The organism is Yersinia alsatica (assembly GCF_025133195.1).
Classification (GTDB): Bacteria; Pseudomonadota; Gammaproteobacteria; order Enterobacterales; family Enterobacteriaceae; genus Yersinia; species Yersinia alsatica.
Genome location: NZ_CP104006.1, coordinates 3,303,197 through 3,322,388, shown reverse-complemented (window position 1 = coordinate 3,322,388; position 19,192 = coordinate 3,303,197). Strand labels below are relative to the sequence as shown.

The window sequence follows — 19,192 nt, the reverse complement described above, 5'->3', positions numbered from 1 at the left end:
AAATAAATAAGCGGGGATTTTTCTATCAGTATTTATGGACCTATCAGTATTTATGGACCTATCAGTATTTATGGTTCTATCAGTATTTATGGATAAGTGTTTACGGATAACTACAGCCCAGAAACACTGATGGTCAGGGTTACAAGGCAGTTACCTATTACTCTTTCCACAGAATGTGGCAAAGTTTATGGTCTTTTTCACGGCACAGAAGAACACGGGCAAATACATCGTTTATCTCTTCACCGTCATTGTCAGCAAGGCCAATAACCACCTCGGCGAAAAAGTCCGGATTTAAATCAAAATCGACATGGTCTTGCCAGTCTTCAGCGGGATCAAACAACTCAGCACCGCCACGCTCTTCAAACTGAAGGTTAAACAATAAAATATCTGCTGGATCGAGGTTATCACCCGCCAGTTCCAGAAAAATATCGTAAGCCTGTTCCAGTGTTTCATCTTCAGTCAGGCGATTATTAAGGTCCATAGTGCTTGGCTCTGGTGCATTCTGATCCATTTGCAGATTCCCATTTATCATTTGCAGATTGCGCTCATTAAAACATTCTCTATGTCACTTTTACAATTATTATGCTGCTGAAAGCTAATAACTCGGAGAATCTACAATTGGATGACAGTTAGCTTTCCATTTATTACAAGAATGGGCTGAAAAAGTAGAATAGTCTTTCAGTGACCCGGTGCCAGAGAGGGCGCTTATTCCAAAGTTCGACATCTAATAACACCGAACGCGCAATATAGTCATCTTGCACCTGCGCCAAATCTGCACCAAAACCATCATCATCAATCACCAGCGTGATTTCAAAATTCAGCCATAAGCTGCGCATATCCAGATTGACGGTGCCCACCAGACTTAGCTGCCCATCAACCAGCACACTCTTGCTGTGCAACAGACCCCCTTCAAACTGGTAAATCTTAACGCCAGCGTCAAGCAATTCGGAGAAGAAGCCACGGCTAGCCCAGCGGACCATCATCGAGTCATTATCTTTCGGTACAATGATGCTGACATCAACACCGCGCTGCGCTGCGGTACAAATGGCATGCAGCAAATCGTCGCTCGGGACTAAATAGGGGGTGGTCATGACCAACTGTTTACGGGCGGCATACACGGCGGTTAATAATGCCTGATGAATCATTTCCTCAGGGAAACCCGGGCCGGAAGCAATAACCTGAATGGTATGGCCGCTCTCTTCTTCGAACGGCATGATATGAGTATCTGGCGGCGGTGGCAGAATGCGTTTGCCGGTTTCAATCTCCCAGTCACAGGCATATACGATACCTAAAGTGGTCGCCACCGGGCCTTCCATACGCGCCATCATATCAATCCATTGACCCACACCCGCATCTTGTTTGAAGAAGCGTGGATCTACCATATTCATACTGCCGGTGTAGGCCACATAGTTATCAATCAAGATCACTTTGCGGTGCTGGCGCAAATCCATGCGGCGAAAGAATACCCGGAAGACATTGACTTTAAGCGCCTCGACCACTTCGATACCGGCATTGCGCATCATGGAAGGGTATGGGGTTCGGAAGAATTGCTGACTCCCGGCGGAATCGAGCATCAACCGGCAATGAACACCGCGTCGTGCTGCGGCCATCAGTGATTCAGCCACTTGATCAACCAGGCCGCCTGGTTGCCAGATATAAAACACCATTTCTATATTATGGCGCGCCAGTTCGATATCACGCACTAGCGCTTTAAGTGTGTCATCGGTAGTGGTTAATAATTGTAATTGATTACCTTTAACGCCACTGATGCCTTGGCGGCGTTCGCATAATTGAAACAGCGGGGTCGCCACCTCACTATTTGAGCTGGCAAATATGTGCTGGCAGTCTTTCAGTTCACTCAGCCAGCGCGCAGTGGAAGGCCACATGGCTTTTGCCCGCTCAGCGCGCCGCTTACCTAGATGAAGCTCACCAAATGAGAGGTAAGCAATAATCCCCACCAAAGGCAGAATATAAATAACAAGCAGCCATGCCATGGCCGAAGGAACGGCTCTGCGTTTCATTAGAATACGCAATGTTACCCCGGCAATAAGCAACCAATAGCCAAAAACTGAGAGCCAACTGATTACGGTATAAAATGTTGTCATAAGGGCAGAAATCCTGTTCACAAACGGTCACTAAAGAGTGTACGCACAGTATGGTAAAGGCGAAACCTTTAATCGGATATATTACTGGATAAAATCTTTTAGGCTAAAGGACTTGCAAGACTAAATATAGCAGACGTTTGCTAATATTCCGGTTCGAACGTGGCGAGTTTTAGGACCAAACATGCGTTTTTGCCATGCTGTGACTTGGATCAAGAGATGAAAGGTCTATAATGAGCCGGTTCTCAGCTTTGGAAGAATGGTTTCATGAGACGGAGTAAGAATGAGGTCGGCCGTTGGCGTATGCTGCGGCAAAATCAGCGCCGTAAAAATCGCTGGCTTGAAGGTCAATCGCGGCGTTATCGCCATATCTATTGTGTGCGGCAGCTTCATGAACATCAGCATCGTAGGTCGCTATTGTTCACCGTGGCTTATGAATGGTGATTCACTGTAGTCGATAATAAAAACAGCCTCTTTATGAGGTTGTTTTTGTTTTTGCCATACTGAGTTGCTGCGGGTTATTAAATTTCCGCTCTACAAACCCTCGAGCTATACAGCGGCTAGTGGTGATGTTGCTGGTGACGATTTTAACATTTCGTGGTTAATCTGAAATTGCCTAATGATATTTTCCTCTTTAAATTACGCTTTTTTTCGCATAAAAATCAGCCCTATCCTAAATTAACAAAATGCGACAATTCTGATGTTATTATTAATAATAAACAGTGCAAAATAGTGGTTTATCAGTTTATTTCACATCAGAATGACATCGCGCTACCCTATATATTCGGCCGCTTCGTTCTAATCGTTCAGTTTCAGGGGTGTTACTGTTGGGTTGTTCGAGGCGGCCAATCTCCTGTTAAATAAATGAATATGAAATAGTAAACTTGATAATCATCGTGATTAACTAATACTTTCTTATCTATCAATGAGTTGTTATCTGGCGTATTCTCTTTGGTCAATTCTTGTTATCGTTTTTAGTGATCAATAATAAAAAATTGATCAATTTTACCAATTGATCAATACTGCTGTTCTCATCAAATAAAAGGATTTTTACCGTGGATAGCAGGCTAAACATTGCAGTCGATTGCACTTTTATCTGTGAGCCGGTTTACAAACGTAATGGTAAATTATTTGCAGTAGAGTTATTGAGTCGGTTCACGACGAGCTCTTTTAAATCGCCTATTTATACCGAACGTTTCTTGCATCAACTTAATGCGCAGATGAAAGCAACCTTGTTGTATGACCAATTATCTGCAGTAAAAAAACAGCAAAAATGGTTTATTGAACATCAAATAATACTCTCAATAAATATAGATTTTGATATGACGCAAGCGGTGCTTTGTGACGAGAGTGTCATCGCATTATTGAGCTCAATGCCCTTTATCCGGCTGGAGATAATGGAGAGCTTTCCCAATCTCAGTGAAGGGGCGAGGAATACACCATTAAGTAAGCTGGCTAAACGATATTGCTTGTGGTTGGATGACTTTGGCAGTGGCAATGCTCACATCGCGGCAGCGGCGAGTGACTTCTTCGAATGTGTAAAAATTGACAAGCATTTTTACTGGCAATGGGCTGGGAGTGTCACCTTTGACAATCTGGTGATACGTCTACGTGACCATTGTCAGAATGTTGTTGTTGAAGGGGTCGAAACTCATCAGCAGTTTAATCAGCTTGCCAATATGGGCGTTGATGCCATGCAAGGTTACTTATTTAGCTCGGTGGTATTGGATGAACTCAATCATCTTCCATTGCGCTATGAGTATGCCAATATCAGATAGATTTACTGCGATATTAGCCCAGCATTAATCACCGTCAAATGACGGTCCTCTGCGAGAGAAAAGCCAAATTATATCGACAGGACATCAACTTAGCAGGCTTTTGCTGTGAGTATCACAGTTATATGTTGCCGTTCAGTGGATGATATAATCCCTATTACAGCAAAGGCTATCGTTCATGTCTCAATATAAACTGGCTAAAACAGTATTCTTCGAGGATTTAAAAACCAGTACCGCACTGTATAAATATGAGATTTATTGTGAAGAGTCTGAGCTGATATACCACGCTGCTATTTATTCTGAACAAGTGATTGCTGCCGGGAAACATACTTATCCTGTATGGGTAAGAAAAGACCATATGATATTAAAATCACCTGCACACATGCTGGATAAAGCGGTGGAAGCTTGCGAAGATCATTGGTTGAAACACTACAAAGTGTAGTGGGGCGCAGAGAAGTCAATCAAATACGCCTGAGGCCAGGCGTATTGTGTGGATTAATGGTATTTATCAATTCAATTAATCAAATAATTCTGATAGAAAACTTTTCTTCTTGTAATGCTTAGGTTTTGCGTATCCGTGGTTATCACGGTCATGATGACGTTCACGGTCTCTAGGTTCAGAATAAGAGGCAGTTGCAGGCTCACTTTCTACTGATTTTTCAATGATTTTATCAAGCTCTCCGCGATCCAGCCAGACCCCACGGCAATTTGGGCAGTAATCAATCTCAATACTTTTACGTTCAGACATTACCAATTGGGTATCTTTGCATACTGGACACTGCATAGTTTTCATCTCCGCGTTTAACAAAATAGCTCAATATCTCAAGAGAGAAATCGATAACCCATTAGACAATGATTCACGGTAATTATAAGTAAAGATACTTAAATAGATGTAATTGCGCGGAGCGAGGGGGGGGGAGATTGAAAGACGATAAGCAGTTTTCCTGTAGGGCTGCCACGATGCTAGCGCGGCGGCCCGCTAAGCATGCTGTCAGAATACCCGCTTATAAGGTTTGACGATAACCGACTGGTACACGCCAGCGGCCACATAAGGGTCTTGTTCGGCCCAAGCTTCAGCCTCTTGTTGTGAGGCGAATTCAGCAATCACCGTTGAACCGCTGAACCCGGCAGTACCCGGGTCGGCACTGTCAATGGCGGGGTTTGGGCCCGCGGTCAGTAAGCGCCCTTGGTCCTGCAATGCTTGTAAGCGAGCCAGATGCGCAGGGCGCACGGATAGACGCTTTTCAAGTGAGTCAGGGATATCGGTAGCAAAGATTACATAAAGCATGTTTCACCTTTAAAATCATTATCATGATATTGGCTCGGTATTCCATAACAGCACGTTCCATTGCTAAATTCAATCATGGGTGTAAAGGGGAAAATCGCGGAATACACTGGTAATTGATAATGAAATAAAATGATAACTAACCGTAAATAGAAAGTGTCATTCCGTTGATATTGCCGCTTAAAACATCATTTAAGGCCTATTGATGAGATAGTTTGCAGATGCTTATTGAATATGATTGCTATTTGCATTTAAACTTAGCTGCATCAGAGGACAGTGAATTATTATGCAGCTAAATAAATTTTTTCTGGGTCGACGCCTTACATGGCCAATCGCACTTTCAGTAGGGCTACATGGCAGCGTAGTTGCGGCATTGCTATACGTTTCAGTAGAGCAAATGCGAGAACAGCCGGAAATCGAGGACGCGCCGCTTGCTGTCACTATGGTCAATATTGCCACCTTTGCCGCCCCACAACCTGCGGCGGCGGAACCACAGGCAGAGCCCGAGCCTGAACCAGTTGAAGAGGCACCACCAGAGCCTGAGGTGTTGCCAGAGCCGGTGCCCGTTGCAATACCTGAACCGGTGAAACCTAAGCCAAAACCTAAACCGGTGAAAAAAGAAGTGAAAAAGCCGGAAGTGAAGAAGCCCGATGTTAAGAAAACAGTGGCGCCACCGGATGATAAACCCTTTAAATCTGATGAGCCTGCGCTGGTTGCTAACAATGCGCCGGTAAAATCGGCACCTAAGGCATCAGTGCCGGGGGCATCAACATCAGCAGGGCCAAAAGCACTGAGTAAGGCGAAACCGACTTATCCCGCCCGAGCCTTGGCCTTGGGGGTTGAAGGGCAGGTTAAAGTGCAATACGACATCGATGAAAATGGCCGTGTGACAAATGTACGTATCTTGGAAGCGACTCCGCGCAATACCTTTGAACGTGAGGTGAAGCAGGTTATGCGTAAGTGGCGGTTTGAAGCAGTTGCCGCTAAAGATTATGTTACGACCATCGTGTTCAAGATTGGTGGCAACATGGAGATGAACTAAAGCATTAAGGCTCTGGTTCAAAACATGATTTAATCAGCACAATAGAAAAGGGTCGCTTTAATGCGACCCTTTTTGCATCGGTAGAACCCGGTTAGCGACTATTGCGTCGCACCGACCTCAAAATTACCGCGGCCATCTGGTAAGGCACGGGCTTTACCGGCATCATCCACAGCGACATAGGTGAAGACCGCTTCAGTCGCGCGATAGCGCTGACCGATAGGCTCGGAAGAGACTTTTTTCACCCAGACTTCGATATTGATAGTAATAGAGCTGCGGCCAGTCTTGATACAGCGGGCATAGCAGCATACGACATCACCCACCGCTACGGGCTTGAGGAATGTCATCCCGTCAACACGTACCGTGACAACACGCCCCTGCGCTATCTCTTTTGCTTGAATAGCACCGCCGATATCCATTTGCGACATCAACCAGCCGCCAAATATATCCCCATTGGCATTAGTGTCAGCGGGCATTGCAAGGGTACGGAGTACCAATTCACCGTTAGGTAATGATTGCTCACCGCGAGGTGATAATTGTTCCTGAGTCATCTCTGCCTACTAAAAATCTGCTCACCTGGAATAGCCCACTGGAAGGTCAGTGGGCAGCAAATACTTCATTTATTAGCGGGGTAATCGTTAAAGTTACGACTTTTTCTGTTCTTCTGGCATGTGTCGGTAAATATAAACCCCACTGATTAGGGTGAATACCAACGTTAGTGCGGTTAAGCCAAAGACTTTAAAATTCACCCAGATATCTTGCGGTAACCAGAATGCGACATAGATGTTCAGCAGGCCGCAGGCCAGGAAGAAGATGGCCCAAGACATATTCAGCGTTGACCACACTGCATCAGGTAATGTCAGTTCTTTGCCCAGCATTCGCTGAATCAATGGTTTTTTCATAAACCACTGGCTGATTAACAGCGCAGCAGCGAACAGCACATACAGCACCGTTACTTTCCACTTAATGAATAAGTCACTGTGGAATGCCAGTGTTAGGGTACCGAATACCAGCACCATAATGGCGGTAACCAATGTCATTTTTTCTACTTTGCGATATTTGACCCAAGTAAAGGCCAATGCCAGCAATGTCGCGACAATCAACGCCCCTGAGGCGACAAAAATGTCATACATCTTGTAGAAAACGAAAAATACGACCAATGGGAGAAAATCTAAAAGTTGCTTCATGAATCAATCCATCATTTGTACACCGCCCGACTATACCGGATTCAGTGCGGTGAGGGTACCAGCGGTAAAACACTATTATCCTTAATTATCTGCCGGAATGCGCGCTCTGCCAGTGGAATTTGCAGAAACTTACGATAAACAAGTAACAGATTTTGTCTGTATATTGCCAGTCATGCGTTAACCCAGCATGATACGTAGTGAATATTGGGTTAAAGCTTGTGGAGTAACTATGCAGAGAAAATCACTCCGGTATTGGATGCCGGGTTTGACCCAATTAATGGCTTATGAACGCGACTGGTTCAAGCCAGATGTCAGAGCGGGCTTATCCGTCGCCGCTGTGGCATTACCCATTGCCATCGCTTATGCCGAATTGACCGGTGTCAGTGCCGCAGTGGGGTTGTATTCGTGTATTTTGCCGATGATTGCATATGCATTTTTTGGCTCATCGCGACAATTGATTGTTGGGCCTGATGCCGCCACTTGTGCGGTGATCGCCGCGGTAGTAGCACCGCTGGCTGCCGGTAATAGTGAAGTGCACTGGCAACTCACGATCATGATGACATTGATGATGGGGACATGGTGCTTGGTGGCCAGCCGTTTCAAACTGGGCGCATTGGCGGATTTATTATCGCGGCCAATACTGACCGGGTTGCTTAATGGGGTTGCCATTACCATCATCGTTGACCAACTCGGTAAGGTTTTTGGCTTTATGACCCGCCCACCGCAGCTGATTGAGCGGGTGTTGGCGCTGCCACATAATTTGATGAATACCCATTTGCCAACCGTGGCCATCTCGCTACTGACGCTGGTGGTACTGTATGGCGTTAAGTGGTTAAGGCCCAACTGGCCTGCGCCGCTGTTGGCGATTGTCATTGCTACCTTTGTTTCGTGGGCCGCCAATATGCAGCAATTTGGTGTCTCTATCGTCGGCGGATTTGAAGGTGGTCTGCCTATGGTGCATTGGCCTGATTTCCAACCGGGCCTGCTGCGTGACATGGTTATCCCCGCGCTCAACTTGGCTGTAGTGAGTTTTGTTAGCATGATGCTGACGGCGCGTAGTTTTGCCGCCAAGAATGGTTATGAGGTTGATGCCGATGTCGAACTGCGCGCATTGGGTATCACCAATATCGTCTCGGCCTTGTCTCAAGGGTTTGCTATCAGCGGGGCCAGTACTCGCACCGCAGTGAATGATGCCAATAATGGTAAGAGCCAGTTGGTTTCTATTATTGCAGCATTGGTTATTGCGATGGTGCTGCTGTTTCTAACGCGTCCACTGCAATTTATTCCTATCGCGGCATTGGGCGTGGTGCTGATTTATGCCGCTTGGTCATTGCTGGGGTTCAGGAGCCTATGGCAGTTACGTAAACGCAACACTCAAGCTTTCTATCTGGCGCTTTTTACCTTTATCAGCGTGGTGTTAGTCGGGGTGATTAGCGGCATTGGCTTAGCCGTGTTACTCGGGTTATTACAATTCCTGCGTACCGTATTCCGCCCGACTGAGCAGTTATTGGGGGTTAACGCGGACGGCATGATCCATTCAATGCGTAGCGGTAATGGTATTAAGCCGGTATCCGGTGTCATGATGTATCGCTTTAATTCGCCATTGACCTATTTCAATGTGGCCTATTTCAAGCGGCGAATTTTGAATCTGGTTGATAGCACGCCGCATCCGGCGAATTGGGTCGTTATCGATGCTGTTGCCAGCTTTACCTATGCTGATATCAGTGTGCTGGCCGCCATTGACGAACTTAAACGTGATTTGAAACAGCGCAATATTAAGCTGATATTAGCCGGACGACGGACTGAGTTGACGCGCTGGTTCCGAATTAATCGGCTAAAAAGCCATGATGAAGATTTGATTTTAGTTCCCGATCTGTATCTGGCCCTTAAGCTGATTCAAAGTAAACAGCGAGTGGCCGAAAAGCAAGAACCAGAGAAACAAGAGTCAGTAGAGGGTGGCGAGCCTGAAGTTAACTGATGGGCATTCGTTATCATCGAACGTCAATAGAAAAGGTTTAAAACTAGAAAAGGGCCGTAATGGCCCTTTTTATGGTTCTATCTGAGCCGATATTTAGGCGCTAGCATCGGTTGGACGCAGCAACATATATAAGCGGAACAGGTAAACCAGCAATAATGCAGAAACCAGATTACTCAGCGCACTTAAAATGACACTGGCAATAGGTGCTGGTAATACGGTCAAGTGATTGACCAGATACAGCAACACTAATTTAGCCGCTATCCACAACATCATGGCAGGGATAATTAACCGCACATTGGCAAAGGCCAGTTTAGAACTCGCCTTTATGGCGGCAAAAACGCCTATTTTTTCAGTGGTCACAATAACTGGCGACAATGACAGCGCCACTGCAATGGCGATACCGGGCACGATGAAGAGCATTAATCCTAACTGGATTAGCAACGTGCCAATAAACATCAGTAACAGCAAGCGAGGCAAAATAGGCACAGAAATACCAATGGCCTGCAATGCGCTAACACGACGCCCCATTGATACCATCGACATCAGCGTTAGCATCCCACCGACTAATAGCACATTGCCCACTAATGCGGAAAAGGTTGCTGCGGCAGAGACTTTGAGCAGCACTATTTGTTGCTCAGGCGTCAGTTGCGCCACCATATCCCGAATGCTGATATTCCCTGATGACGCAAAATCACTTTCTGAGGCACTCAAAATACTCAGTTGTTCTGTACCAGGGATAAATGCCTGATTCAGCATGACGGTAATGAACGCAGTCAGCAAAGCCAGTAACAGGATGGCCGGCAACTGATTACGTAAAAAGTTAAAACTGTCACGGTATAAAGTGTTAGCCGTGATAGGCATGAAAGCTCCTTGGGATCGAAAAAATAGCGCTTAGCCAATGATTATACCTTGTTATGGGGCGCTATGGGATCCCGTGATAGGCCAATGACCGATTTCTTCTAATCTAATTATCTGGATGTTATCAATAGGTAACGGTGGCAAACCATAGTGGGCGCGGGCGCGATCACAATGTGGATTGCGCACGCCTGTTTCACCTGAACGTTCAAATTCATGGCAAGGAGGCGGTCGATCACCATAGATTGAGCAGGAAACAGACTGACCGACCTCTCCTTGCAGGGCGGCACAGCGGGGGGATTTGCTGTTGGTGCCAGACATGCAACTGATAAAGGGAGTGACTTGCTCAGTCATGGCATTAGGAACGGTGCCGCCACCTTCTTGGGCCTCAGCCCAATAGAATGACACCCGAAAATAGGCACAGCAGGCACCACAGTTCACACAGGGATTAATTTCAGCGCTCATCTTTAATCTACTGCTCCTTACAAAGTAAACAGCCAACCGATCACGATTTCACACATACGACATCCAAGCATAGCAGCATGACCACTGTTCTCTTTTTCATCAATGCGTATTAATACGATTTAATGTGAAGTGCCCATTTATGATCCAGATCAATTTCAATGTTATTAAGGAATTAAATAACCTTACTTAATTTAGGATTTATTCAATTTGTTACGAAAGGTGTGATCTCTATTGGATCATGAATACTCATTTGTAGGTATATTCTGTTCGCGAATATACCTACAAATGGAATGGATAATGAAAAAAGTCACTTTGGCATTGTTAGCCGTAGCAACTCTGGCATCGACTGCGGTAAGCGCACATCAAGCAGGCGATTATATTTTCCGGGCAGGGACGGCGACTGTCAGACCAAATGCCGGGTCTGATGATGTTCTAGGTTATGGTTCCTTCAAGGCAGATAACAATACTCAGTTGGGCCTGACCTTCAGCTATCTCATTACTGATAATATCGGGGTAGAATTGCTGGCGGCTACGCCGTTCCGCCACAAAATTGGCCTTGGGCCGACCGGGGATATTGCCGAAGTTAAGCAATTGCCACCGACCCTAATGGCGCAATATTATTTCCGTGATAAACAAGACAAACTGCGTCCGTATCTGGGGATCGGTCTGAACTACACCACGTTCTTTGATGAGAAGTTCAATAACACCGGCAGTTCCGCCGGTTTGACGGACTTAAATGTTAAAGATTCATGGGGTGTAGCAGGGCAAGCCGGCCTGGATTATATGGTCAGCGAGAACTGGATGCTGAATATGTCTGTCTGGTGGATGAACATCGAAACTGACGTCAAATTCAAAGCGGGTGGTGAAGAGCAGAGTATTCATACTCGTCTTGATCCGTGGGTGTTTATGTTTGGCGCGGGTTATCGTTTCTAACTTGCCCGTCGTTCTTACCGCTACAGGGGTGTTAGCTGCGTTCACTTACCCGAATCACTTACTTGAGTAAGCTCATCGGGATGCGCTCACTGGCTGCCTACCTGTAACGGCAATAACTTAGGGCAAGCCCGTCGTGCTTGATATTACAGGGGGATTAGCTGCGCTCACTGGCTGCCTACCTGTAACAGTAATAACTTTGGGTAAGCCTGTCGTGCTGGGTATGGCAGGATGGGGTCACAAAGGAGGCGCAGCAATGCGCCTCCGACCGTTAAATTATCTGATAAGCATTTGATCACTAACAGACTTCACCCCTGGTACTGTGCGGGTGATCTGCACTGCGCGGTTGGCATCCTGACGTGAGCTAACAAAACCACTCAACTGAACCCGCCCTTTGAAAGTCTCAACACTGATTTCAGTCGATTTTAGATTCTTCTCACCCAGCAGCGCTGACTTCACTTTAGTGGTGACGACGGTGTCATCCAGATAACCCCCCGTTCCTTCCGACTTTGCGGTGGGTGCACAGGCTGAAACAGCCATCGCCATGATTACTGCAATGCATAAAGCTGAAAAGGTCTTGAAAATCTTCATAAATGACTCTCCATGTTTATTGATGACATAGGGCATGTATTACGCAGTAATTAGTATTGGTTATGAATGAATTTTATTCAAATAAACGGCAGATAAGTGGCGTGGAACAGCTTGAAAAGAAGAGAATATAGCGCCCGAAAGGGTAAACCCTCAGGCGCTGGGTAACACTAGAGACGAGTGGCGGCTTTCATTTCCGTCACGAAACGGGATAACTGAGCCAACATCTCGGCCGGTTGCGAGAGATTATGTTCAATGATTTTTACAATCGCGGAGCCAGAAATTGCTCCGGCGGCACCCGCCGCTAAACTGGCTTTTACCTGCTCAGGTTCGGAAATACCGAAACCTTGCAGTGCCGGAGCTGCATGGTACTCACGCAGTTTATCAATCAAGTGGTTTAACGGCAGATGACCATGATTTTCTGCACCGGTTACACCCGCGCGCGAAAGCAAGTAAGTATAGCCACGGCCATGAGAAGCGATCTCGCGTAATAAATCATCATCCGCATTGGGTGGACAAATGAAGATTGGCGCAATGCCATAACGGGATGCCGCCGCACGGAAAGGGGCTGATTCTTCAAATGGCACGTCAGCAATAAGAACCGAGTCAACACCCACCTCGGCACAGCGCTGATAGAAAGTATCAATGCCGTTGTGGAATACCAAATTTGCATACATCAGCAGCCCAATAGGGATGGTTGGGTGCTTTTTGCGGATCTCGGCCAGCATCTCAAAGCAGATACCCGGCGTCACGCCTGCAGCAAAAGCCCGCAATGCCGCGTTTTGAATGGTTGGGCCATCCGCCAGTGGATCAGAGAAGGGAATACCCAACTCCAAAGCATCTGCACCTGCGGCAATTAAGGTATCAATAATATCTAATGATATTGCCGGTGATGGGTCGCCTAATTGCACGAAAGGAACAAAAGCACCTTCATTTTTGGCGGCCAACTGTTTGAAAAGCTGCTGATAACGCTCCATTAAATTTCTCCCCGTGCTTTCAGGATATCGTGGACGGTGAAAATATCTTTATCACCACGCCCGGACAGATTAACCACCAGAAGCTGTTCTTTTTCTGGCGATGCTTTAATCATTTTCAGGGCATGTGCCAAGGCATGGGAAGACTCCAATGCCGGGATAATCCCTTCTTTACATGACAATGCTTTAAATGCTTCTAAAGCTTCATCATCAGTGACCGAAACATAATCGGCGCGGCCAATGCTGTTCAAGTAAGCATGCTGTGGCCCAACAGACGGGAAGTCTAGCCCAGCAGAAATTGAGTAAGACTCTTCAATCTGGCCATCACTGGTTTGCATCATCGGTGATTTCATACCGAAGTAGATACCCACTTTACCGTGTTTAAGTGGAGCACCATGCTGGCCGGTTTCGATACCCAGCCCGGCGGGTTCTACCCCAATTAAGCCAACACCTTCTTCATCGATAAAATCAGCAAACATACCAATTGCGTTTGAGCCACCGCCGACACATGCCAATACCGCATCCGGTAAACGGCCTTCTCTGGCTAATATTTGCGCTTTGGTCTCTTCACCGATCATCCGCTGGAATTCGCGCACAATGGTTGGATAAGGATGCGGGCCAGCGGCGGTTCCCAGCATATAGTGTGCGGTTTCGTAGCTGCCAGACCAGTCACGCAGCGCCTCATTACAAGCATCTTTTAAGGTTGATGAGCCACTGTGTACCGGGATAACCTCTGCGCCCATCAGCCGCATACGGAACACGTTCGGTGATTGACGTTCAATATCTTTCGCGCCCATATAAATGCGGCATTTCAAACCCAGTAGGGCGCAAGCTAATGCTGATGCCACGCCATGCTGGCCGGCACCGGTTTCTGCAATGATTTCAGTCTTACCCATGCGTTTGGCTAATAAAGCCTGGCCCAACACTTGGTTGGTCTTATGCGCGCCGCCGTGCAGCAGATCTTCGCGCTTGAGATATAACTTGGTTTTGGTCCCGGCGGTCAGATTCTGACACAGAGTTAGGGCTGTCGGACGCCCGGCATAGTTCTTGAGCAAATCCTGAAATGCCGCCTGAAACTCAGGGTCCAGTTGCGCACTGACGAAAGCCTCTTCCAGTTGCTTCAATGCTGGCATCAGAATCTGGGGCACATACATGCCGCCGAACTCGCCAAAATAAGGATTCAATGTGGTCATTTTTCTGTCCTTTATATGCCCGTCATCTTTCAAACTGCAGGTGCGTTGGCGGCATTCACTAACCCGAATCACTGACTTTTGTAAGCTCATCGGGATTATCTTGCTTGCCGCCTTCCTGCATCTTGAAATCTATTGGGTAGAGGGTTAACTCAAATGTGTTTAGAAATCAGTAAGCGCGCAATGTCTGGAATACGGCGGCGATCAATTGTGGGTCTTTGATGCCGGGGGCGCTTTCTACTGCGGAATTGATATCCAGACTGGCAGCACCCAGTTGAGCCGCTGCGTCACAATTCTCAGCCCCCAATCCGCCTGCCAATAGGACGTTATCCAACGAGTGACCGGCTAATAGTGCCCAGTTAAAGTGCTGGCCGGTACCGCCGTTGCCATTATCCAATACATAACGTTCGACATGCTGTAAATTGCGCGCGGGTAAGGTGTCACCGACACTCAATGCCTTCCAAATTTGGCAGTTGGTGGGCAAAACGTCACGCAACTGATTGATATAATTCTGGTCTTCATGCCCGTGTAATTGCACGGCAGCCAGAGATAAGCGCTCGGCAGTTTGTTGGACGGTATTGATTTCAGCATCACGGAACACGCCGACGTATTTCAGCGGCGCACCACTGATCACCGTGCGAGCTTGTGCAATGTCCACATGACGTGGTGAGCTACTGACAAAAATTAACCCGCCATATACTGCACCGGCATGATAGGCAGCAACGGCATCTTGGGCGCGGGTCAGTCCGCAGACTTTATTCTCACCCAGCAAGACCCGGCGCACGGCAGCATTAAGGTCTGTCTCAGACATTAGCGCACTGCCAATCAGGAAACCGTTGGCAACATGGCTCAGTTCGCGCACCTGGCGGTAATAATTAATCCCCGACTCGCTGATAACAGTGACGCCGGCAGGCAGACGAGGTGCCAGCTCACGGGTACGATTAAGGTCGATCGACAAGTCGCGTAAATCACGGTTATTAATGCCCACGGCTTTAGCGCCCAGTGTAATGGCACGATCCAATTCTTCGGCATTGCTGGCTTCGGTCAATACTCCCATATTCAGGCTATGCGCGACAGCAGCCAGCTGGCGGTAGGTATCATCGTCCAGCACTGACAACATCAGCAAAATAGCATCAGCCTGGTAAAAACGAGCCAGCTGAATCTGGTAAGCATCGATAATAAAGTCTTTGCACAATACCGGTTGAGTCACCACCGCGCTGACTTGCGGTAAGAAATCAAAGCTGCCTTGGAAGTATTTTTCGTCAGTTAATACCGAGATAGCGGAGGCGTAGTTTTTATATACAGCGGCAATTTCTGCCGGATTAAAATTGTCACGAATGACCCCCTTGGATGGGGACGCCTTTTTGCATTCCAGAATAAAAACGGTTTTATCGCCTTGCAGCGCTTGATAAAAGTTGCGCTGGCTGTGAGTGATATCGTGTTGAAAGCTGGCCAGAGGCTGTTGCAATTTCCGCGCGGCAACCCAGATTTCCTTATCGCGCACTATTTTGTGAAGTACGGTTTCCTGCATGATTTATCCTCTTGCTGCCAGAGCGGTCACTCGTGAGAAAGCTTGACCGCTGTGAATCATTTCCAATGCTTGTTGTGCGTTATGACGCAGGTTTTCTTGACCGTGCAACTTCAGTAATAACGCGACGTTAGCCGCGACGGCTGCGGCATGCGCTGCTTCACCCTTACCTTGTAACAACCTTGCTAAAATGTCACGGTTTTCTTCAGGTGCGCCACCTTGCAACGAACCCAGTGGATAGTGGTTTAAACCAAAATCTTCTGGCGATAATTCATAGCTTTCGATGCTGCCGTTATTCAGTTCTGCAACCTGCGTTGGTGCATGAATAGCCACTTCATCCATTCCGCCGCCATGCACGACGGCTGCGCGCTGATAACCCAGCACTTTCAGTGTTTGTGCAATGGGCAACACCAATTCTGGGCTGTAAACACCGATTAATGCCAGTGGTGGGCGGGCAGGGTTAATCAGTGGCCCCAGTACATTAAACAAGGTACGGGTTTTCAACTGTTGGCGCACTGGCATGGCATGGCGAAAACCTGTGTGATACTGCGGCGCAAACAGGAAGCAAACACCTAACTCATCTAATGCCAGCCGTGATTGCTCAGCCGGCATATCCAGACGAATACCAAAGGCGGCCAGCAGGTCTGATGAACCAGAGCGGCTGGAGACACTGCGGTTACCGTGTTTGGCGACTTTCACGCCACAACTGGCAGCAACAAAGGCGCTGGCAGTGGAAATATTAATGCTGTTTGTGCCGTCACCACCGGTACCGACGATATCCGCGAACAAGTAGTCAGGGCGCGGGAAGTGTTGTGCATCGGCCAACAAAGCCTGAGCAGCACCGGCAATCTCGGCCGGGGTTTCACCACGCACTTTCATGCTGATTAATGCTGCGGCCAGTTGGCTGGCTTCCAGTTCGCCACGCACGATAGCCGCAAACAGCATCTGGCTTTCCTGCTGGGTCATAACCTCGGCCTGAAACAGTTTTTCTAATAACTGCTCTTTGGTTAATGACAGGTCTTTGGCCAGCAGCATGTCTTTAGAGGGTAAATTTTGCATTTTATGTTCCTTATTTACGCTAACGCCCAGGCCAATGTCTGCTCAAGCAAACGGGCACCTTGGGTGGTTAAAATCGATTCCGGGTGGAATTGGTAGCCACAAACCCGATGCGCATCATGACGAACCGCCATGACCATCTCGCCAAAACGGGCGTTAACGGTTAATTCTGTTGGGATATTGCTGCCGACTAATGAGTGGTAGCGGGCAACCGGCAATGGATTTGGCATACCGGCAAACATCCCTTGTCCATCATGTTCAATGGCTGAAGCCTTGCCATGCAATATTTCACCTGCTTGACCTACGTGGCCGCCATAAGCTTCAACAATGGCCTGATGACCCAGGCAAATACCAATAATCGGTAGTTGGCCGCGTAAGCGTTGCAGTAATTCAGGCATACAGCCTGCTTGTGCCGGAGTGCCGGGGCCAGGGGACAACATCAACACCGGTTGTTCGAGTTGTTGCAGGCACTCAATAATGGTCTCGGCAGCAATGTGGTTACGATAAATCACCACGCGATGGCCACTGGAACGCAGTTGATCCACCAGGTTATAAGTAAAGGAATCGATATTATCGAGTAGCAAGATATCAGCCATTAGAACAGCTCCCTGGCATGGTGTGCGGTGGCAATCGCCCGTAGAACAGCACGTGCTTTATTGCGGGTTTCATCAGCTTCCGCTTGTGGAATGGAGTCGAGTACAACACCGGCACCGGCTTGTACGGTAGCGATACCGTCTTCGACATAAGCCGAGCGGATAACAATGCAGGTATCCAGGTCACCATGGGCAGTAAAATAGCCGACGGCACCACCGTAACTGCCACGTCGCGCACCTTCGCTGCCAGCAATCAATTGCATGGCCCGAACTTTTGGCGCGCCGCTCAATGTCCCCATATTCATGCAGGCTTGGTAAGCATGTAGCACGTCCAAGTCTTGGCGCAGCGTTCCCACTACGCGAGAAACCAGATGCATAACAAAAGAGTAGCGATCAACTTTAGTGAGGTCGGCGACATAACGGCTACCGGGCTCACAAATGCGCGCCAGATCGTTACGGGCTAAATCCACCAGCATCAAGTGCTCAGCAAGCTCTTTATGGTCAGTACGCATTTCCAGCTCAATACGACTGTCTAAATCGCGGTCCAACTCGCCATTGGCACGGCGGCCACGTGGGCGAGTACCGGCAATGGGGTAAATCTCAATTTGGCGGTTAGTGGCATCGTATTTCAGTGCGCTTTCAGGTGATGCACCAAACAGCGCGAATTCGTTATCCTGCATAAAGAACATATAAGGGCTGGGATTATGGTCTTTCAGGGTTTGGTAAGCCGCTAGTGGGGATGGGCAAGCTAGAGAGAAGCGGCGTGACGGTACCACCTGGAAAATTTCACCCTCACGAATGGCGTGTTGCAACTGACTGACTACCGCGCCATACTCTGCATCTGATTGGTTACACTGTAACGTCATCTCGGGTACTGCTTTGGCAGGAATCGGCTGTGGTGCTTGCTGTAACTGATGACTAATTTGCTCTAAACGGTTACTCAGACGCAGATGCTCGGCGAGATCTGGGGTGAACAGACTGGCTTGTAATCGAGTGGTGCGATTTTGATGATCCAACACTAACAAGGTTTCGGCTAGATAGAAGCAGAAATCCGGGCAACGGTTTTCATGGCGCAGTGGCGGTAAGTTTTCAAAACCGGCGACTAAATCGTAGGCAAACAGGCCGCCCAGGAACATGGCTTCGCGCTCGGCGACTGGGGAATCAACCAGTTTTAATAGCAGGCGCAGAGCATCAAAAACCGACAACGCCTGTAGGCGAGAGTCTTCATCTTGTACCGCAGTAATGACCGGGAAAGTGAGTTCACGACCATTAGGGCGCACTTGAATATCAACTTCAGCCGGTAACGCACTGTCTAACAAGGCTAATAAAGACGCGCCATTGCGAGTGAGCGCTTCAATGGTTACTTTCTGTCCCAATGCGGTGATCCGCAGTGCGCTATCGATAATGAGCAGACTTTTCAGGTTCTGTTTGCTGGTCACCTCTGCTGATTCCAGCAGTAAAGTGGCAGGGCGCGCGCCGCAAAGTTGATGAAACAGTGCAGTTGGGTCATCGCGGTAACACGCCGTGGCGGTGAGTAGCTGTAAAGTGGGGCGCGAAGTTTGCATCATTATTTGTTGATCCTGAAAAAGTAATTACGCCGAAATCTGTCCATAAAAAAGCCCGCTATTAGCGGGCTGAAGCAATCTG

The 19,192-nt window shown here is 47.8% G+C and carries 19 protein-coding genes, 1 pseudogene and 1 other annotated feature (1 of these 21 only partly in view); of the genes and pseudogenes, 6 read left to right on the top strand and 14 right to left on the bottom strand.

The annotated features are described in order from the left end of the window. Positions 1-157: 157 nt before the first annotated feature. A complete protein-coding gene (locus tag N0H69_RS14775; protein WP_032910897.1) occupies positions 158-481 on the bottom strand; it encodes an HI1450 family dsDNA-mimic protein in 324 nt (107 codons plus the stop codon). A gap of 163 nt (positions 482-644) precedes the next feature. Continuing rightward, a complete protein-coding gene (gene cls / locus N0H69_RS14770; RefSeq protein WP_050110478.1) occupies positions 645-2,105 on the bottom strand; it encodes a cardiolipin synthase in 1,461 nt (486 codons plus the stop codon). 264 nt (positions 2,106-2,369) lie between these two features. Between cls and N0H69_RS14765 the strand changes: the two genes are divergently transcribed. The 3 genes from N0H69_RS14765 to N0H69_RS14755 all read left to right on the top strand — a co-directional run bounded on the left by N0H69_RS14765 (position 2,370) and on the right by N0H69_RS14755 (position 4,319). After that, positions 2,370-2,546: a YciY family protein gene (locus N0H69_RS14765; protein ID WP_050110477.1), complete on the top strand. Its 177-nt coding sequence runs from the start codon at positions 2,370-2,372 to the stop codon at positions 2,544-2,546. A gap of 611 nt (positions 2,547-3,157) precedes the next feature. Continuing rightward, on the top strand, positions 3,158-3,880 hold the full coding sequence (locus N0H69_RS14760) for an EAL domain-containing protein (protein ID WP_050122187.1): 723 nt from the start codon (positions 3,158-3,160) through the stop codon (positions 3,878-3,880). Between the two features lie 175 nt (positions 3,881-4,055). Continuing rightward, the gene (locus N0H69_RS14755) at positions 4,056-4,319 is read left to right on the top strand and encodes a hypothetical protein (RefSeq protein ID WP_050152460.1); all 264 of its coding nucleotides are present in this window, start codon (positions 4,056-4,058) and stop codon (positions 4,317-4,319) included. 75 nt (positions 4,320-4,394) lie between these two features. Here N0H69_RS14755 and N0H69_RS14750 read toward each other — a convergent pair whose 3' ends face one another. Both N0H69_RS14750 and N0H69_RS14745 read right to left on the bottom strand, forming a co-directional pair. After that, the gene (locus tag N0H69_RS14750) at positions 4,395-4,661 is read right to left on the bottom strand and encodes a TFIIB-type zinc ribbon-containing protein (protein WP_050110475.1); all 267 of its coding nucleotides are present in this window, start codon (positions 4,659-4,661) and stop codon (positions 4,395-4,397) included. A gap of 207 nt (positions 4,662-4,868) precedes the next feature. After that, positions 4,869-5,165 (bottom strand): YciI family protein, encoded by a 297-nt coding sequence (locus N0H69_RS14745; RefSeq protein ID WP_050296647.1) that lies wholly within the window; start codon positions 5,163-5,165, stop codon positions 4,869-4,871. A gap of 283 nt (positions 5,166-5,448) precedes the next feature. Between N0H69_RS14745 and tonB the strand changes: the two genes are divergently transcribed. Further along, complete coding sequence (gene tonB, locus N0H69_RS14740; protein WP_050110473.1) at positions 5,449-6,204, top strand: TonB system transport protein TonB; 756 nt, start codon at positions 5,449-5,451, stop codon at positions 6,202-6,204. A 98-nt stretch (positions 6,205-6,302) separates the two neighbouring features. On the opposite strand, the gene yciA is transcribed toward tonB, so the two are convergent. Together yciA and N0H69_RS14730 are read right to left on the bottom strand one after the other, a co-directional pair. Next, entirely contained in the window at positions 6,303-6,752 is a 450-nt protein-coding gene (gene yciA, locus N0H69_RS14735) for an acyl-CoA thioester hydrolase YciA (RefSeq protein WP_050152462.1), read from the bottom strand. A 93-nt stretch (positions 6,753-6,845) separates the two neighbouring features. Then, complete coding sequence (locus N0H69_RS14730) at positions 6,846-7,388, bottom strand: septation protein A (protein WP_050110471.1); 543 nt, start codon at positions 7,386-7,388, stop codon at positions 6,846-6,848. 229 nt (positions 7,389-7,617) lie between these two features. Here N0H69_RS14730 and N0H69_RS14725 point away from each other — a divergent pair, with 229 nt between their 5' ends. Continuing rightward, positions 7,618-9,366, top strand: coding sequence for a SulP family inorganic anion transporter (locus N0H69_RS14725; RefSeq protein ID WP_050152463.1), 1,749 nt, complete (start codon positions 7,618-7,620; stop codon positions 9,364-9,366). 93 nt (positions 9,367-9,459) lie between these two features. On the opposite strand, the gene N0H69_RS14720 is transcribed toward N0H69_RS14725, so the two are convergent. Beyond that, complete coding sequence (locus N0H69_RS14720; RefSeq protein ID WP_050152464.1) at positions 9,460-10,227, bottom strand: YciC family protein; 768 nt, start codon at positions 10,225-10,227, stop codon at positions 9,460-9,462. Positions 10,228-10,278: 51 nt separating this feature from the next. After that, positions 10,279-10,686 (bottom strand): YkgJ family cysteine cluster protein, encoded by a 408-nt coding sequence (locus N0H69_RS14715; RefSeq protein WP_050110468.1) that lies wholly within the window; start codon positions 10,684-10,686, stop codon positions 10,279-10,281. A 297-nt stretch (positions 10,687-10,983) separates the two neighbouring features. Here N0H69_RS14715 and ompW point away from each other — a divergent pair, with 297 nt between their 5' ends. After that, entirely contained in the window at positions 10,984-11,619 is a 636-nt protein-coding gene (gene ompW, locus N0H69_RS14710; protein ID WP_072077755.1) for an outer membrane protein OmpW, read from the top strand. Positions 11,620-11,892: 273 nt separating this feature from the next. Here ompW and N0H69_RS14705 read toward each other — a convergent pair whose 3' ends face one another. The 6 genes and pseudogenes from N0H69_RS14705 to N0H69_RS14680 form a co-directional block, all read right to left on the bottom strand. Further along, complete coding sequence (locus tag N0H69_RS14705) at positions 11,893-12,207, bottom strand: BON domain-containing protein (protein ID WP_050110466.1); 315 nt, start codon at positions 12,205-12,207, stop codon at positions 11,893-11,895. Between the two features lie 167 nt (positions 12,208-12,374). Next, positions 12,375-13,181: a tryptophan synthase subunit alpha gene (gene trpA, locus N0H69_RS14700; protein WP_050122192.1), complete on the bottom strand. Its 807-nt coding sequence runs from the start codon at positions 13,179-13,181 to the stop codon at positions 12,375-12,377. After that, positions 13,181-14,371: a tryptophan synthase subunit beta gene (gene trpB / locus N0H69_RS14695; RefSeq protein WP_050110464.1), complete on the bottom strand. Its 1,191-nt coding sequence runs from the start codon at positions 14,369-14,371 to the stop codon at positions 13,181-13,183. Before trpB ends, trpA begins: the two co-directional genes overlap by 1 nt. A 166-nt stretch (positions 14,372-14,537) precedes the next feature. Beyond that, a complete protein-coding gene (trpCF, locus tag N0H69_RS14690; protein WP_151420041.1) occupies positions 14,538-15,899 on the bottom strand; it encodes a bifunctional indole-3-glycerol-phosphate synthase TrpC/phosphoribosylanthranilate isomerase TrpF in 1,362 nt (453 codons plus the stop codon). Positions 15,900-15,902: 3 nt separating this feature from the next. Then, a pseudogene (gene trpD, locus N0H69_RS14685) lies at positions 15,903-17,548 on the bottom strand (bifunctional anthranilate synthase glutamate amidotransferase component TrpG/anthranilate phosphoribosyltransferase TrpD). After that, complete coding sequence (locus N0H69_RS14680) at positions 17,548-19,110, bottom strand: anthranilate synthase component 1 (protein WP_050146514.1); 1,563 nt, start codon at positions 19,108-19,110, stop codon at positions 17,548-17,550. Before N0H69_RS14680 ends, trpD begins: the two are co-directional and overlap by 1 nt. Before the next feature lie 45 nt (positions 19,111-19,155). Next, positions 19,156-19,192, bottom strand: a sequence feature (Trp leader region); it runs 65 nt beyond the window's last position.

Excerpts from the sequence above, each read along its gene's own strand:
- N0H69_RS14730 (WP_050110471.1), bottom strand. The coding sequence starts at position 7,388 with ATGAAGCAACTTTTAGATTTTCTCCCATTGGTCGTATTTTTCGTTTTC.
- N0H69_RS14745 (WP_050296647.1), bottom strand. The coding sequence starts at position 5,165 with ATGCTTTATGTAATCTTTGCTACCGATATCCCTGACTCACTTGAAAAG.
- N0H69_RS14765 (WP_050110477.1), top strand. The coding sequence starts at position 2,370 with ATGAGACGGAGTAAGAATGAGGTCGGCCGTTGGCGTATGCTGCGGCAA.
- N0H69_RS14750 (WP_050110475.1), bottom strand. The coding sequence starts at position 4,661 with ATGCAGTGTCCAGTATGCAAAGATACCCAATTGGTAATGTCTGAACGT.
- trpB (WP_050110464.1), bottom strand. The coding sequence starts at position 14,371 with ATGACCACATTGAATCCTTATTTTGGCGAGTTCGGCGGCATGTATGTG.
- N0H69_RS14680 (WP_050146514.1), bottom strand. The coding sequence starts at position 19,110 with ATGCAAACTTCGCGCCCCACTTTACAGCTACTCACCGCCACGGCGTGT.
- cls (WP_050110478.1), bottom strand. The coding sequence starts at position 2,105 with ATGACAACATTTTATACCGTAATCAGTTGGCTCTCAGTTTTTGGCTAT.
- N0H69_RS14705 (WP_050110466.1), bottom strand. The coding sequence starts at position 12,207 with ATGAAGATTTTCAAGACCTTTTCAGCTTTATGCATTGCAGTAATCATG.
- ompW (WP_072077755.1), top strand. The coding sequence starts at position 10,984 with ATGAAAAAAGTCACTTTGGCATTGTTAGCCGTAGCAACTCTGGCATCG.
- N0H69_RS14725 (WP_050152463.1), top strand. The coding sequence starts at position 7,618 with ATGCAGAGAAAATCACTCCGGTATTGGATGCCGGGTTTGACCCAATTA.
- N0H69_RS14720 (WP_050152464.1), bottom strand. The coding sequence starts at position 10,227 with ATGCCTATCACGGCTAACACTTTATACCGTGACAGTTTTAACTTTTTA.
- N0H69_RS14775 (WP_032910897.1), bottom strand. The coding sequence starts at position 481 with ATGGACCTTAATAATCGCCTGACTGAAGATGAAACACTGGAACAGGCT.
- yciA (WP_050152462.1), bottom strand. The coding sequence starts at position 6,752 with ATGACTCAGGAACAATTATCACCTCGCGGTGAGCAATCATTACCTAAC.
- N0H69_RS14755 (WP_050152460.1), top strand. The coding sequence starts at position 4,056 with ATGTCTCAATATAAACTGGCTAAAACAGTATTCTTCGAGGATTTAAAA.
- tonB (WP_050110473.1), top strand. The coding sequence starts at position 5,449 with ATGCAGCTAAATAAATTTTTTCTGGGTCGACGCCTTACATGGCCAATC.
- trpCF (WP_151420041.1), bottom strand. The coding sequence starts at position 15,899 with ATGCAGGAAACCGTACTTCACAAAATAGTGCGCGATAAGGAAATCTGG.
- trpA (WP_050122192.1), bottom strand. The coding sequence starts at position 13,181 with ATGGAGCGTTATCAGCAGCTTTTCAAACAGTTGGCCGCCAAAAATGAA.
- N0H69_RS14715 (WP_050110468.1), bottom strand. The coding sequence starts at position 10,686 with ATGAGCGCTGAAATTAATCCCTGTGTGAACTGTGGTGCCTGCTGTGCC.